The 14,756-nt window shown below is 61.2% G+C and carries 14 protein-coding genes; 9 read left to right on the top strand and 5 right to left on the bottom strand.

All coding sequences use genetic code 11. The features are described 5' to 3' along the window. Positions 1–261: 261 nt before the first annotated feature. From leuC to AC19YS_RS31115, 6 genes are all read left to right on the top strand, one after another. On the top strand, positions 262–1,680 hold the full coding sequence (gene leuC, locus AC19YS_RS31140; RefSeq protein ID WP_500603493.1) for a 3-isopropylmalate dehydratase large subunit: 1,419 nt from the start codon (positions 262–264) through the stop codon (positions 1,678–1,680). After that, positions 1,677–2,291 (top strand): 3-isopropylmalate dehydratase small subunit, encoded by a 615-nt coding sequence (gene leuD, locus AC19YS_RS31135; RefSeq protein WP_169368613.1) that lies wholly within the window; start codon positions 1,677–1,679, stop codon positions 2,289–2,291. The genes leuC and leuD overlap by 4 nt, the downstream gene beginning before the upstream one ends. 517 nt (positions 2,292–2,808) lie before the next feature. Further along, positions 2,809–3,873 carry a KamA family radical SAM protein gene (locus AC19YS_RS31130; protein ID WP_234452695.1) on the top strand — a complete coding sequence of 355 codons (1,065 nt, stop codon included), beginning with the start codon at positions 2,809–2,811 and terminating at the stop codon, positions 3,871–3,873. A 20-nt stretch (positions 3,874–3,893) separates the two neighbouring features. Continuing rightward, positions 3,894–5,264 carry an ATP-grasp domain-containing protein gene (locus AC19YS_RS31125; RefSeq protein ID WP_500603492.1) on the top strand — a complete coding sequence of 457 codons (1,371 nt, stop codon included), beginning with the start codon at positions 3,894–3,896 and terminating at the stop codon, positions 5,262–5,264. Positions 5,265–5,268: 4 nt separating this feature from the next. Continuing rightward, positions 5,269–5,994, top strand: a complete 726-nt coding sequence (locus AC19YS_RS31120; RefSeq protein WP_119735586.1) for a 2OG-Fe dioxygenase family protein — start codon at positions 5,269–5,271, stop codon at positions 5,992–5,994. Further along, the gene (locus AC19YS_RS31115) at positions 5,991–7,223 is read left to right on the top strand and encodes an MFS transporter (RefSeq protein WP_124416908.1); all 1,233 of its coding nucleotides are present in this window, start codon (positions 5,991–5,993) and stop codon (positions 7,221–7,223) included. Before AC19YS_RS31120 ends, AC19YS_RS31115 begins: the two co-directional genes overlap by 4 nt. Here the strand turns inward: AC19YS_RS31115 and AC19YS_RS31110 are convergent. The 4 genes from AC19YS_RS31110 to AC19YS_RS31095 form a co-directional block, all read right to left on the bottom strand. Further along, on the bottom strand, positions 7,204–8,118 hold the full coding sequence (locus tag AC19YS_RS31110; RefSeq protein WP_448194860.1) for a LysR substrate-binding domain-containing protein: 915 nt from the start codon (positions 8,116–8,118) through the stop codon (positions 7,204–7,206). The two genes, AC19YS_RS31115 and AC19YS_RS31110, sit on opposite strands and share 20 nt — an antisense overlap. 78 nt (positions 8,119–8,196) lie before the next feature. Further along, positions 8,197–9,507 (bottom strand): dicarboxylate/amino acid:cation symporter, encoded by a 1,311-nt coding sequence (locus tag AC19YS_RS31105; RefSeq protein ID WP_179607118.1) that lies wholly within the window; start codon positions 9,505–9,507, stop codon positions 8,197–8,199. A gap of 96 nt (positions 9,508–9,603) precedes the next feature. Beyond that, positions 9,604–10,479: an alpha/beta fold hydrolase gene (locus AC19YS_RS31100; protein WP_119735587.1), complete on the bottom strand. Its 876-nt coding sequence runs from the start codon at positions 10,477–10,479 to the stop codon at positions 9,604–9,606. Positions 10,480–10,717: 238 nt separating this feature from the next. Next, positions 10,718–11,176, bottom strand: coding sequence for a VOC family protein (locus AC19YS_RS31095; protein ID WP_500603491.1), 459 nt, complete (start codon positions 11,174–11,176; stop codon positions 10,718–10,720). 223 nt (positions 11,177–11,399) lie between these two features. Here AC19YS_RS31095 and AC19YS_RS31090 point away from each other — a divergent pair, with 223 nt between their 5' ends. From AC19YS_RS31090 to AC19YS_RS31080, 3 genes are read left to right on the top strand one after another with little or no spacing between them, the layout of a single operon-like run. Continuing rightward, entirely contained in the window at positions 11,400–12,623 is a 1,224-nt protein-coding gene (locus tag AC19YS_RS31090) for an SfnB family sulfur acquisition oxidoreductase (RefSeq protein ID WP_500603490.1), read from the top strand. A gap of 3 nt (positions 12,624–12,626) precedes the next feature. Then, entirely contained in the window at positions 12,627–13,292 is a 666-nt protein-coding gene (locus tag AC19YS_RS31085) for a methionine ABC transporter permease (RefSeq protein WP_124416912.1), read from the top strand. 28 nt (positions 13,293–13,320) lie between these two features. Further along, positions 13,321–14,091: a MetQ/NlpA family ABC transporter substrate-binding protein gene (locus AC19YS_RS31080; RefSeq protein WP_500603488.1), complete on the top strand. Its 771-nt coding sequence runs from the start codon at positions 13,321–13,323 to the stop codon at positions 14,089–14,091. 122 nt (positions 14,092–14,213) lie between these two features. On the opposite strand, the gene soxR is transcribed toward AC19YS_RS31080, so the two are convergent. Continuing rightward, the gene (gene soxR / locus AC19YS_RS31075) at positions 14,214–14,663 is read right to left on the bottom strand and encodes a redox-sensitive transcriptional activator SoxR (protein ID WP_106580593.1); all 450 of its coding nucleotides are present in this window, start codon (positions 14,661–14,663) and stop codon (positions 14,214–14,216) included. Positions 14,664–14,756: the final 93 nt, after the last annotated feature.

Here is a 14,756-nt window from a genome sequence, read left to right as displayed (position 1 = left end):
GGAGGAGGCCCGGAAAAGGCCGGTCGTAGCTTTTGCTGACGCGACGGGCTGTATCTAAGTTAAGACGGATGAGGTTTGGAAATCCCTAACCCGGATATGAAAGAAAATGTTTCAGGTTTCCATTCAAGGCGCTGGCAGGCCTTCATCGAACACGAAACATGTTCCAAGCCATCACCCGGTCGCCATTGATAGGGCCCAAGGGCTGCGTAGGATGGATTTATACCGTTGAGCCCGCCTCAAGAAACGTGAGCCCTAAGAAAAATGACCGCCAGAACCCTCTACGCCAAACACATCGATTCCCACACGGTGTGCCCCCTGGATGACCAGGGCCATGTCCTGCTTTATATAGACCGCCAGGTGATCAACGAATACACCAGCCCCCAGGCCTTCAGCGGCCTGCGCGACGCCGGCCGCGGGGTGTGGCGCCCCGGCACGGCGCTGGCGGTGGTCGACCATGTAAACCCCACCACGCCCAAGCGCATCGCGGCGATGCCCGACGCAGGCGGGGCGCGGCAAGTCTCGTACCTGGCAGAAAACTGCCGCGATTTCGGCATCGAGCTGCTGGATATCCTCGACAAACGCCAAGGCATCGAACATGTAATCGCCCCGGAGCAGGGCTTTATCCTGCCGGGCATGGTGATCGCCGCCGGCGACAGCCACACCACCACCTACGGCGCCCTCGGCGCATTCGGGTTTGGCATCGGCACTTCGGAAATCGAGCACCTGCTGGCCTCGCAGACGCTGGTCTACAAACGCCTGAAAAGCATGCGCGTGACGGTTGAAGGCGACCTGGCGCCAGGCCTCACGTCCAAGGACGTCATCATGGCCTTGATCGGCAAGATCGGTGCATCCGGAGCCACCGGCTACGCCATCGAATTTCGCGGTTCCACCATCGACGCGTTGAGCGTCGAGGCACGCATGACCATCTGCAACATGGCGGTCGAAGCCGGTGCGCGCGGCGCCTTCATGGCGCCGGACGAAAAAGTCTTCAGCTACCTCAAGGGCAAGCCCCGCGCGCCGAAGGGCGAGTTATGGGAACAGGCACTGGTGGGCTGGCGCCAATTGCATTCGGACGCCGACGCCGTGTTCGACCAGGAAGTGCACCTGGATGCAACCACCCTGGAACCCATGGTCACCTGGGGCACCAGCCCCGACCAGGCTGCCCCCATTGGCGCCCGCGTGCCCGACCCGCAGGACGTCAGCGACCTGATCCTGCGCCAGGACATGCGCCGTGCCCTCAACTACATGGGCCTGGAAGCCGGCATGCCGCTGAGCGACATCGTCATCAGCCATGCGTTTATCGGCTCCTGCACCAATGCCCGCATCGAAGACCTGCGTGACGCCGCCAGCGTGGTGCGCGGCAAACACGTGGCCGAGCACGTACGGGCGATGATCGTGCCCGGCTCCACCGAAGTGCGCGACCAGGCCGAGGCCGAAGGGTTGGCGGCGATCTTTATCGACGCCGGCTTCGAGTGGCGCCAGTCCGGCTGCTCGATGTGCCTGGCGATGAACGACGATGTGCTGGCCCCCGGCGACCGCTGTGCGTCCAGCACCAACCGCAACTTTGAAGGCCGCCAGGGCGCCGGCGCACGCACGCACCTGATGAGCCCGGCAATGGTCGCCGCTGCCGCGATCACCGGCCGCCTCACTGATATTCGCCACTTTGGAGACCGTGCATGAGCCTGCAACCTTTTACTGTGGTCACCGGCAAGGCCGCGCCGATGCTGGCCGCCAATATCGACACCGACGTGATCATGCCCAAGCAGTTTCTCAAAGGCATCGACCGCAGCGGCCTGGACCGGGGGCTGTTCTTCGATCTGCGCTTTCTGGCGTCCGGTGAGCCCAACCCCGCGTTCGTGTTGAACCAGCCGGGCTGGCAGGGCGCACGCTTCATGGTCGTCGGGCCCAACTTTGGCTGCGGTTCCAGCCGCGAGCACGCGGTGTGGGGCTTGAAACAAATGGGCATTCGCGCGCTGATCGGCAGCAGTTTTGCCGGGATCTTTTATGACAACTGCCAGCGCAACGGGGTGTTGCTCATCACTCTGGACGACGCGCAGGTGCACACACTCGGACAGGCTGTCAGCCAGGCGGATCAGGCGCAGATCAGTGTCGACCTGGAGGCTCAGCAAATTCGTCTGGCGGATGGCCAGGTCATTGCGTTCCAGATCGACACCTTGCGCAAGACCGCGTTGCTGCTGGGTCTGGATGCCATTGGCAGCACGTTGCAGCGCAGTGAGCAAATCAAAGCATTTGAACGCGAACATTTGGCTGCCAACCCTTGGCTCAGTTGATAAACACGTAGTTATATAAGTAGCCAACACAGCGCCCTCTTTTAATTAAGAGGGCGTTTTTGTGTGCTATTTACTTTTCAAATAACAGCCATTAAATGCCGGCTTCGCCCGCCATTACAGGCGGTGTGGCCAGTTGAAAGAGTAATCCCGGAAAAACCACAAGGGTATTGGGTTGACACCCCGCAGACCATCGGCTTAAGTGGGGGCTGGCTTGGAAGTCAGCACATTATAAGAAAGGGAAGTTAATATTATGGCCGTTGAGTGAGTGGTTATGTCTCCTGGGTGTCGGTGATCACGTTAATAACCTGATTGCGCGCGCTCGCCTGTAAACAGTTGTCTTTGTTGCAGATAGTAATGTTGTTCCGGTCCGGGACGGCAGGTACTTATCTGCCCATAACATAAGTTAAAACACAGAGAGTACCTACTCATGTCGATTTTTGATCAAGCCACCCATCGCTCGGTGCAATGGCAAGATTGGCGCTGGCAGCAAAAGCACGCCCTGCGCGATGAGCCGGCCTTGCGCATTGCCTGCGGGGGATGGAGTGAGGAAATAACGGCGCATATCGAGCACAACTTGCAAGACCGCAAGATGCAGATCACGCCTTATTACATTGATCTGATCAAGCGCTCACTCACCAGCGGCCCGATTACCGACCATCCGCTGTGGCGCCAAGTGGTGCCTTACTGGAGCGAGCAGGTGGCGGGCGATTACGACGGAACGTCGGAGAACTGGGAACTCGGGCATGAGATGAAAACGCCCATTTGCCAGCACAAGTACGACAACCGCGTGATCCTGCGCATGACCAACACCTGCAATGCCTATTGCCAATTTTGCTTTGAGGCACTGCGCACCTTGCAGGTCGGCACGGAGAAGGCCAACGCCAGCACCGACTCGTTCAAGGATTCGGTGGCGTACATCCGCGGCAACCCGGCCATTGAAGAAGTGATCCTAAGCGGCGGTGACCCGTTGATGCTGGGTGACCGCAAGCTGGAAGAAAACCTTGCGGCGTTGCGTTCGATCCGCGACGACCTGCTGATTCGAATCCATTCACGGGCGTTGAGTTTCAACCCGTTCCGGGTAACCGATGAATTGGTGGCCATGCTCGAGAAGTACAACGTCAACGCATTTGGGGTACACGTTTGCCACCCACTTGAACTGACGGCTGATTTTGCGGCGGCGGTTAAACGTATTCAGCGTGCCGTGCCGATAGTGTTCTCCAACATGCCATTGTTGCGCGGCGTGAATGATGATGAAGCCACCTTGCATACACTCTTTATTGATCTTTATCGTCTCGGCGTAAAACCGTATTACTTGTATCACTTCATGCCGTTTTCGCCGGGGGCGTCCGAATATAAAGCCTCGATCAGCCAGGCGATCGCTATTATGGATCGGCTCAAACGGCGCGTGTCGAACATTGCCCTGCCCGAATATGTACTGCCGCACGCACAAGGCAAGTTTACGGTGCCGTTGCTGGACTTTGAAAAGCCTGAAGACTTGCCACATTTTGAAGTGCACGAGGGGCAGCGCCATTATCGTTTTCGTAATTGGGAAGGGCACTGGTGCAGTTGGCAGGATGCCTGAATTAACTCACGGAAGAGGCAATGATGGTCATGAAGCAAGAGGCGATTCTTTTTATTGATGTCGATGACAGTGCCTCGGTGCGTTACAACTACCGCGAGCCGCACTTTGCGGTCGCCCGCGCACAAGGCCTGGCCTGTCTAACCGCCGGGGTCGCGGGGCGTCATCACCTGCAGCGACTGCGCGACGACAGTGATGAAGTGTTCCTGCTCGAGGCATTAAGCGAACAATCGATTCTGGACCTGGTGGGCCGGCTGGACGGGCGTTACCAGATTCGCGCGATTTTCTGCCAGGCCGGGCACCCGTCTGCATTGGGCGAAGTGGGTTGCATTGTTGCAAACACCTGCAAGCGCCTGGGGCTGGTGTACAGCTGTGCGCAGGCGATTGCCGCGTGCAATAACAAGTACCTGATGCGCAGCGTGCTGCAAAAGCACGGGCTGCGCTCGGTGCCGTTTGCACTGTGCAATAACGAGCAGGAGCTTCAGGCAGACGCCGAGCGGGTGGGCTATCCGCTCATTGCCAAACCGCCTTTTGGCGGTGCGTCGGCCTTTATCAAGAAGTGCTCCAACTGGGCGCAGTTGCGCAGCCATTACGCGCAGTTCGTGAGCGGTCACGGCGCGGCGGCTTACGCGGATTTCTACGGTTGCGCGCACCGTTTGCCGGCAGTCGACGGTCAGGCGCGCGAGTACCTTCCGGGGCGTAGCATCCTGCTGGAAGGCTATATCCCGGGCATTGAAGGCAGCGTGGAATGCGTGGTTGTCGGCGAGCGCATCCACGCGCTGCTGATCAACGAGAAACTCATGCTGACCGAGCGCAGCGGCACCGTGTTGGAGAACCTGCTGATTTCTCCGCCGACCTCTTTCACGGCCGAGCAGTGCGAGCAGATCCGCACGTACGCCACGGCATGCCTGCGCGCGGTCGGGCTGACCAACGCGGTGGTGCATTTCGAATTTCGCATGACCGATCAAGGCCCCGTGGTCATTGAGATCAACCCGCGCGTGGGCGGGCTGTATGTCAACGCGGCGTTCCGAGACCTGGCCGCGATCAATCCCTACCAGCTGTATATGTCGCTGCTGCTGGGCGAGCCGGGGGTTGACGCGCAACTGGAGGCCGGCGCGCACAAGGTCGCCAACGGCAGCCAGCACTACGCGATGCTGGCGATTTACCCGGAGCACAGTGGCCGCTTCAAGGGGATTGAGGGCGTGCAGTTTCTCGATCACCACGCCGCCGTGCTGGAGTACGCGCAACTGGACGCCGGCCACTGCCTCGACGCCGATATCGAGGAGCACTATTTGCTCAAGTGCTGGGCCAGGGTCGACGATGCCGCCGACGCTTACGCCTTGCATGACGCGATCAGGCACAACCTGCACGTGATCATCGAGAAAAAGGTTTAGCGCTATGGACATCCCACAGATCTCTGCGCATTTGCGCGACCATCACTACTGCCACCGTCGGGACTACGGCGCGTTGATCGGCGTTGAGCCCGGGCAAGAGCAGAGCTTTCGAGCCTACTGGGCCAATCTGGTGCGGGACGAGGCATTCAAGGCATACACCCACCGCGAGCGCCGCATCCTGCGCTATCGTCTATTGCCTTCGCGGCAGTTGCAGCTTGACCGCAACACCGCGTTCACGTCGCCGGTCACCTACGCCGTGAATTATCGGCAGGGCGTGAACCATTTGAGCTATTGCGAGGACGGCTTTATCGAGCACCCGCTGATGCAGAAGCTGTTGGCCACCGACCTTGCGGTGATTGCCCCGCACCTGGGCGAGCAGGCTTATACGATCGATATCCACCAGTTCCGCGTTTGCGCGGATGGGCAATCGAGCAGTCCGACGACCTCGGGAATTCACCAGGATGGCCTGGACTGGGTGTTCATGCACTTCATTGGCCAGAGCAACACGGTGCCGGTGGTTTCGGAAGTATTTACCTCGCCGGCCGAGCAAAGCCGGGTGTTCAACCTGGCGATGGAGGCGTTTCTGGAAACCATCGTGATCAACGACCGTGGGCTCTACCATCGCGCCAGCGATGTGCGGCCCCATGCCGATGCGGCGCCGGCCTGGCGCGACGTGCTGCTGGTGAGCCTGCGCGGCGTGCCGACTGACGAAGAGGCGCAACCTGCATGAGCCATGATCCACAGCTGACCCTGTCGACGCGCAATGCCCGCTTGATCATCTTTGCCCGCGGCGTGTCGGATTTTGGCGCGTTCCTCAACCTGGTGGCGCTGTCCACCTACGTTTACTGGCTCAGCCAGAGCGTGGTGTTTGTCAGTGTGTTTCTGGCGTGCCGCGTCACCGGCGGGATTGTCGCCAGCCTGTTCGGCATTCCGTTTTTTCGGCGTTTTCCCGGGCGCAGCACACTGGCCGGGCTGGACCTGGCCAGGGCATTGCTGCTGTTGCCGCTGTTGGTGCTGATACCGGCGCATCAGCTCAACGTGCTGCCCTTTATCGCGTTTGGCATTGGCTTGTGCAACTCGCTGTTTGCCATTGGCCTGAACAGCCAGCTGCCCACCTGGGTCGCGCTTGAGCAGCGAGTGAGCACCAATGCGTGGATCACGTCGGCGGCGGCGACCGGTGCGGTGTTCGGCAGCCTGCTCTCCGGGTTGTTGATTGCCACGGGCGGATTCGAGGCGGTGTTTGCCGTCAACATTGGCACCTACGTTTTGGCGGCCTGCCTGATCCTGCCGTTACGCGCGTTGTTCTCGATCGCCGTTGCCGCGCACCGCGGGCTCGCGGCTGAATGGCGCGAGCTGACCCAAGGCCTGCGCGGCGCGCCCGTGCTGGCGGCGATGTTGTTGATCAGCATGCTCGACACCCTCGGCAGCGCCGCGCATAACGTCGGCTGGCCGGTGTTGTCGCAGTACATTTCGCCGGACACGGCCAAAACCGTCATGGGCTATCTGCTGGCGGTGTGGGCGTGCGGCAAGTTTGTCGGGGCGCGCATTGCCAGTGCGCTGTTGAAGGGCCGCGGCACTCAGGCCATGGAGCGCCTGTTCATGCTGGGCGTGGCGCTGATGTCCAGTGGCTTTATCCTGACCTTCCAGCAAACCGAGCTGTGGCTGGCGCTGCTGCTGGTGGTGTGGGCCGGGCTGGGCGATGGTGTGTCCGAGGTGGCGTTGGTCTCACGCGCGCAAAGCGAGCCCGATAGCCTGCGCTTGCCGCTGTTCAGCCTGTTGACCCTGATCCAGATGGCCGGCTTCGGTGTGGGCATGCTGGTGGTGGGGCCGTTCTACCTGACGTGGACGCCGGCCCAGGTGATTGTGTTGTTCCATGGTCTGCCGCTGACCGCGTTGCTGGTCATGACGGTGTGGCTGGGTTACAGCGCCCACCGGAGCGTCAGATCGACAAGCCCTTGAAGTGCTCCTGCAAAAATTCCACGCAGGCTCTTAATTTCCCGGAGTAGGCCAACCGTGTCGGGTATACCGCCCACACGTTGGCACTTTGGGTGCAGTCGTGCAGCACCTGCACCAGTTTGCCTTGTTCCAGCAGTGGCTTCACATCCCACATCGAGCGCAGCAATACGCCGCGCCCATCCAGCGCCCATTGCAACACGATCTCGCCGTTGTTGGAGGACAGCGGTCCGCGTACGCGCACGCTTTCAGGGGCGCCAGCGCGCTCCAGGTTCCAGATGCCGAAGGCGTTGTCGCGCTCCTTGAGCACCAGGCAGTCGTGCTGCTCCAGGTCACTCAATTGCTGCGGTGTGCCGCGCCGCTTGAGGTAGGACGGCGCGGCGCACAGCACCCGGCGGTTGCTCACCAGGCGTCGGCCGATATGCTGGCCGGGTATGTCATCGCCTACGCGAATTTCCAGGTCAAAGCCCTCGCTGACGATATCCACCACGCGGTCAAACAGGTCCAGGCGAATTTCCAGGTCCGGGTATTGCTCGGCCAACAAGGACAGGGCCGGCGCCACATGGTTACGACCAAAACCGAAGCTGCTGCACAGGTGCAGGTGGCCACGCGGGCTGTCGTGGGCGTCAGACAGCTCATCGGCCAGTTGCTGGAAATCTTCGAGGATGCGCACGGCCCAGCGCTGCACCCGCTCACCGTCTTCGGTCAAGGCGATGCGGCGGCTGGTACGGTGCAGCAGGCGCGTGGCCAAGGTGGTTTCGAGGATCTGGATGCGCTTGCTGACATACGCAGGCGACAGCCCCAGCTCATCGGCGGCGGCGGCAAAGCCAGCCTTGCGGATCACGGTCAGGAACACCCGCAGGTCTTCGGGTAGGGGCACGGTATCTTTCTTATGGGTCATCAGAAACAGACGTGGCGGCATGAGCCGCCAGAATAGCACCGGATCGGCGCGCCTTCCGGCACGCCCGGGCGTTATTGCTTATTCGGCAGCGATCTTCGCCTGTGCCGCCCGGGCCGCCCGCGCATGGCGGCCGCGCTTGAGGGCGATGGGCGCCATTTTCTCGCGATCCAGCTCACCTTCCCACGCCGCCACCACCAGGGCTGCGACGGCGTTGCCGATGATATTGGTCAGCGAGCGGCATTCAGCCATGAAGCGGTCAACGCCCAGGATCAACACCATCGCCGCCACCGGCACCGTCGGCACCACCGCCAGGCTGGCGGCCAATGCCACGAAGCCGGCGCCGACCACTGCACCGGCGCCCTTGGAGGTGAGCATGGCCACCGCCAGCAAGGTCAGTTGTTGTTCCAGCGGCAGGTGTGTATTGGTCGCCTGGGCCAGGAACAGCACGGCCAGGGTCATATAGATGTTGGTGCCGTCGAGGTTGAAGGTATAACCGGTAGGCACCACGATGCCCACCACGCCTTTGGAGGCACCCAGGCTTTCAAGTTTCTGGATCAGTTGCGGCAGCGCCGATTCCGAGGAGCTGGTGCCGAGTACGATCAACAGCTCCGACTTGATATAGCCCATCAGTTTGAAAATGCTGAAACCGGCGTAACGCGCGATGCTGCCCAGCACCACTGCGACAAAGAAGAACGCGGTGAGGTAGAAGGTGCCGACCAGCTTCAGCAGCGGCAGCAGCGAGCCCACGCCGTACTTGCCGATGGTGAAGGCAATGGCGCCGAAGGCGCCGATCGGGGCGACGCGGCTGATCATGCCGACGATGCGGAAAAACACCTCGCTGGCCTGGTTGATCATGCTCACCAGCGGCCGTGCCTTTTCGCCGACCATCACCAGGCCCAGGCCGAACAATACGGAAATAAACAGCACCGGCAGGATCTCGCCCTTGGCGAAAGCGTCGAAAAACGTGCCCGGGATAACATTCAGCAGAAAGCCGGTGACGCCTTCACTGTGCTGCGCCTGGCCGACGAAACCGGCGATGGCCGAACTGTCCAGGGTCTTCACATCAATGTTGAAGCCCACGCCGGGGTGCAGCAGGTGTGCAGAGAGAATGCCGATCAGCAAGGCAATGCTGGAGACGATTTCGAAGTACAACAGCGCCTTGCCGCCGACCCGACCGACCTGTTTCACATCGTGCATGCTGGTGATGCCGGAGACCACCGTGCAGAAGATGATCGGGCCGATGATCATCTTGATCAGCTTGATAAACCCGTCGCCCAGGGGCTTGAGGTCGATGCCGACTTGCGGCCATTGATGGCCGATCAACACACCCAGCGCGATAGCGATGAGCACCTGCACATACAGGGTTCCCAGCAGTTTTTTGAGTGTCATTGTTATTATCTCAATCGTTTTTTTGGGCAAGCAGAACCCGTCGCAGGCCATCAGCAGCCTGCGAGGCGGGTCTTTCAGGTCACGGGGTTACAGCATTCAGCGCAGGAAGGTCAGGACTTCGCCCAGCAACAGCTCAGGCACTTCTTCAGCAATGTAATGGCCGGCCGGCAGGGCCTTGCCACGCACGTCGGTGGCGACTTTCTGCCATTCCTTGAGCGGCTCGAAACAGCGGCCGACGGTGCCTTCGGCGCCCCACATCACCAGCAACGGCAGGTTCAGGTGGTGGCCAGCGTCGATATCCGCCTGGTCGTGTTCAAGGTCGATACCGGCGGCGGCACGGTAGTCTTCGCAGATGCCGCGAGCGGTGCCCGGCAGCTGCAGGCAGCGCAGGTATTCGGCGAAGGCCTCATCGGTAAACGGCTTGAGCCCGGCACTGCGGCTGCCCATCACGCTGCGCAGGTACAGCTCGGGGTTGCTCTCGATCAGCGCTTCCGGCAACGGCGCCGGGCGGATCAGGAAGAACCAGTGCCAGTAGGCGCGGGCGAAGGCTTCGTCGGTCTGGGCGTACATCGACAGGGTGGGTGCGATGTCCAGCAGCACCATGCGCTGCACGGCGTCGGGATGGTCCAGTGCCAGGCGATGGGCAACACGGGCGCCTCGGTCGTGGGCGAGTACCGAGAACTGCTCGAAGCCCAGGGCCTGCATCAGTTCGACGCCGTCGCGGGCCATTTCGCGTTTCGAATAGTTGGCGTGCAGGTCATCAGCCAGCGGCTTGCTGCTGTCGCCATAACCGCGCAGGTCGGCCGCCACCACGGTGAAATGCTCGGCCAGCTGTTCGGCGACTTTGTGCCAGATGACGTGGGTTTGCGGGTGCCCGTGCAGCAGGAGCAGACCGGGACCTGTACCGCCTTTGCGGTAGCTGATGTCCACGCCATTGACGTGGCACTGGTCTTTTTGGAATCCGGCGAACATGGAATGACTCCTTGTGATGATTGCCTGCATCCTGGAATCACGCGGCGTGCGGGGCAAGGGGGAAAGCGTGGAGGGGGTGTTCATGAAGTGTGTAGAAGCCTCAACCTTTCAAACACTGAGCACTGCTGTGGGCGCTGGCTTGCCTGCGATGGCATCGCCGCGGTCTTGCTGACGTACCGAGGTGCCTGCATCGCAGGCAAGCCAGCGCCCACATGGGATATGTATTGATGTTGAGATTTCAACCTTGCTTGAACATCGCCATCGCTCGCTCCCGGATCTGCGTTTCGGTCAGGTCTTCCTTGCGTGTAGCCAAAAACCACAAGTGCCCGAACGGATCTTTCACGCTCGCCGAGCGGTCGCCATAGAACTGGTCCTTGGGCTCGGACACCACGCTGGCACCGGCCGCAACGGCTTGTTCGAATTGCGCATCCACGTCGTTCACGTACAGGTGCAGACCGACACTGGTGTGTTCAGCCGGGTTACGCAGGGCCATGTCTGCGCAGGGCGAGCCGAGCATGAGCGCCGAATCGCCAATGCGCAGCTCGGCGTGGCCGACTCTGCCGTCGGGCATGTCCAGGCGCATGACCTGGGTGGCGCCGAAGGCTTTCTTGTAAAACTCGATGGCCTCGCTCGCGTTGTCGATGCCCATGTAGGGCGTGACGCTGTGATAACCCTCTGGGATAGGTTTAACGCTCATATCGTTCTCCTTGGTGGTGGTTGTGGAGGCAGGCTTTTTCACTATAGGCCACGTATCGCGCGGCCTGCAGCTAGCCGACGAGTGTTGGCCCGGCAACAGTGAACAGGCAGATTGCTGCGCTGCAAGCGGCTCCGGGCCTCGCTGCCGTGGGCAAACCCCCGGTTTCAGGGCGCGGCACAGAAGCTGCAATAGACCAGGCAAACCATTCGCCCGAGAGCGTTGTATGCCTGTACTGCCTGTAGCTGCCGATTACCCCATTCACACGCCCCACGCCGAACTGATCCGCGATGAAGCCCAGGCGATTGCCGTCGCTTACCAAGTCGCCGCCGTACTGCTGGAGCACGACGCTGAACGTGACCGCACCCGTCAGGTGCCCGCCGAGGTGGTGGACCTGTATTCCAACAGCGGCCTGTGGGGCATCAGCGTGCCGCGCGAGTTTGGTGGCGCCCAGGTGTCCTACGCGGTGCTGGCCCAGGTGATTGCGATTATCTCGGCGGCCGACCCGTCGCTGGGGCAAATCCCGCAGAACCATTACTGCCTGTTGGAAGACATCCGCCTGCAAGGCACCGCCGAGCAGCAGGCGCATTTTTTTGGCCTGGCGCTGCAGGGCCATCGTTTTGCCAATGCGCTGTCGGAAACCGGCGGCAAGAACGTGCAGGACATCCAGGCCACTGTTCGGCGCGCGGGCGACGGCTATGTGATCAACGGCCGCAAAGGTTATTGCACCGGTTCGCTGTACGCCCACTGGCTGGCGGTGCTGGCGCTGGATGAGCAGCAACATGCACAGCTGGCTTTCGTAAAGCGCGGCACCGAAGGGCTGGTGGTCGTCGATGACTGGGACAGCATGGGCCAGCGCACCACCTCCAGCGGCACTGTGCTTGCACAGGACCTGCGGGTGCCGGCCTTCAATCTGTTTCCTACGCACAAATCCTACGATTCCCCGACCCTGGCCGGCCCTTTCGCACAGCTGACCACCGCCGCCATCGATGCCGGGATCGCCCGCGCCGCCTTGCGCGACACCGTCCAGTTCGTGCAGCAATTCGCCCGGCCGTGGATCGACGCCGGGGTGGAAAAAGCCAGTGAAGACCCGCTGACCATCATTCAGGTCGGTGCCCTGGATATTCGCCTGGAAGCTGCCGAAGCCTTGCTGGAACGCGCCGGTCTGGCCCTGGACGCGGCACGCCCGGCGCCTAATGAAGACAACGTCGCCCAGGCCTCCCTGGCCGTAGCGCGGGCCAAGGTGCTGACCACCGAGATTGCCATCGAAGCCAGCAACAAATTGTTCGAACTGGGCGGTACGCGTTCGACGCTGAACAAACACAACTTCGACCGCCACTGGCGCAATGCGCGGGTACACACGTTGCACGACCCGGTGCGCTGGAAATACCACGTGGTGGGCAACTGGTTGCTCAATGGCACCAAGCCGCCACGTCACGACTGGTCATAAGCCATGGCCGAATTGTTCAAGCACATTTATTGGGCCGACATCGGCCAAGCCTGCCTGGAAACCCTGAGCATGCTCGGCGCCGCCCTGGGTTTTACCGTGTTGCTGGGGTTGCCGCTGGGCGTGCTGCTGTTTCTGACCGGCAAGCATCAATTGCACGAAGCGCGGGTGGTGTATCGGCTGTTGTCGGTGGTGGTCAACGTGCTGCGTTCGCTGCCGTTCATCATCCTGCTGATTGTGCTCATCCCGCTGACTACCTTGCTGGTCGGTACCTCACTCGGGGTGCCGGGCACCATCCCACCGCTGGTGGTGGGTTGCACGCCGTTTTTTGCACGGCTGGTGGAAACCGCGTTGCGCGAAGTCGACCGCGGCGTGGTCGAGGCCACCCAGTCCATGGGCGCCAGCACCTGGCAGGTGATCCGCCACACGCTGCTGCCGGAGGCCCGCGGTGGGCTGCTGGCGGCGGTGACCGTGACCGCCATTGTGCTGGTGGACTACACCGCCATGGCCGGCGTGATCGGTGGCGGTGGCCTCGGCGACCTGGCGATTCGCTACGGCTACCAGCGGTTCCAGACCGACGTAATGGTGGTCACCGTGCTGCTTTTGCTGGTGCTGGTGCAGGCCCTGCAGATGACCGGTGACCGTTTGGTGGCGCGCTACAGCCGCCGTTAATTCTTATAAAGCTGATCGTGGAGCATTCATGAAAAAGTCCCTGGCCATCTTGGCCGCTGTCCTGTCGTTCAATGCGTTCGCCAGCGAGACGTTGGTGGTGGGCGCGACCCCCGTGCCCCATGCGGAAATCCTCGAGTTCGTCAAACCGGTGCTGGCCAAGGAAGGCGTGGACCTGCAGATCAAAGTCTTTACCGACTTTATCCAGCCCAACCAGCAGCTGGCGCTGAAGAACATCGACGCCAACTACTACCAGTACCGGCCGTTTCTGGATGATTACAACAAGACTCGCCACACCGACCTGGTGCCGGTAGTGGGCGTGCACATTGAGCCGTTTGGCGCTTATTCGACGCGGATCAAGAACATTGCTGAATTGCAGGACGGCGCCACCGTGTCGATCCCCAACGACCCGGTGAATACCGGCCGCGCGCTGGTGCTGCTGGATGAAGCCGGGCTGATCAAACTCAAGGACCCGAGCAACACCCTCAGCACCCCGCGTGATATTGCGCAAAATCCCAAGCACCTGAAAATCCGCGAACTGGAAGGCGCCTTGCTGGCCCGCTCGGTGAGCCAGGTGGACCTGGCGTTTGTGTTTGCCAATTACGCGCTGGAGGCGGGGATCGATACCAACAGTGCATTGATTGTGGAGAAGGGCAAATCGCTGTACGTCGAGTACCTGGTGGCGCGGCCGGATAACATCAACGACCCGCGCATCCAGAAGCTGGCCAAGGCGTTGAACTCCGACGAAGTGCGCCAGTTTATTCTGACGCGCTACAAAGGCCAGATCGCGCCCGGCTTCTGAGCCTCAACTGAGATCAAATGTGGGCACAGGCTTGCCTGCGATAGCATCACCACGGTGTGCCTGGGGTACCGAGGTGCCTTCATCGCAGGCAAGCCAGCGCCCACATTGATCAAGTTTGCAGGTCAGGAGGGTGGCGTCGGTTCCAGCAACTGCGCCCCCGGCCCGCGCTCGCCGAGCTGGTCATCCTGATTGCGCAGCGGGCATGCCTCGAGCGACAAACACCCACAGCCGATACACCCGCTGAGCTTGTCGCGCAGCAGCAATAATTTGTTGATGCGAGCGTCCAGGTCCTCTCGCCACAGCGCCGACAAGCGTTCCCAGTCTTCAGTGGTGGGCGTGCGCTCATCCGGCAAGGTTTTAAGCGCCTCGCCAATCGTCGCCAGCGGAATGCCCAAACGCTGGGCGATCTTGATTACCACCACCCGGCGCAACACATCCCGTGGGTAGCGCCGTTGGTTGCCGGCATTGCGCTGGCTCTTGATCAGCCCCTTGGACTCATAAAAATGCAGGGCCGTAACCGCCACGCCACTGCGGGCGGCCAATTGGCCGACGGTGAGTGCTTTGTTGAGCATGAAAACTCCGAAACAATGCTTGACCTTGACTTAACTAGAGGTTTTACCCTGCGTGGCATCGAATCGCAAGATTTTGCCTACACAGAAAGGGGA

Source organism: Pseudomonas sp. MF08831 (assembly GCF_059862645.1).
The sequence above is the reverse complement of the archived record's forward strand: the minus strand, read 5'-3'. Positions and strand labels throughout refer to the sequence as shown.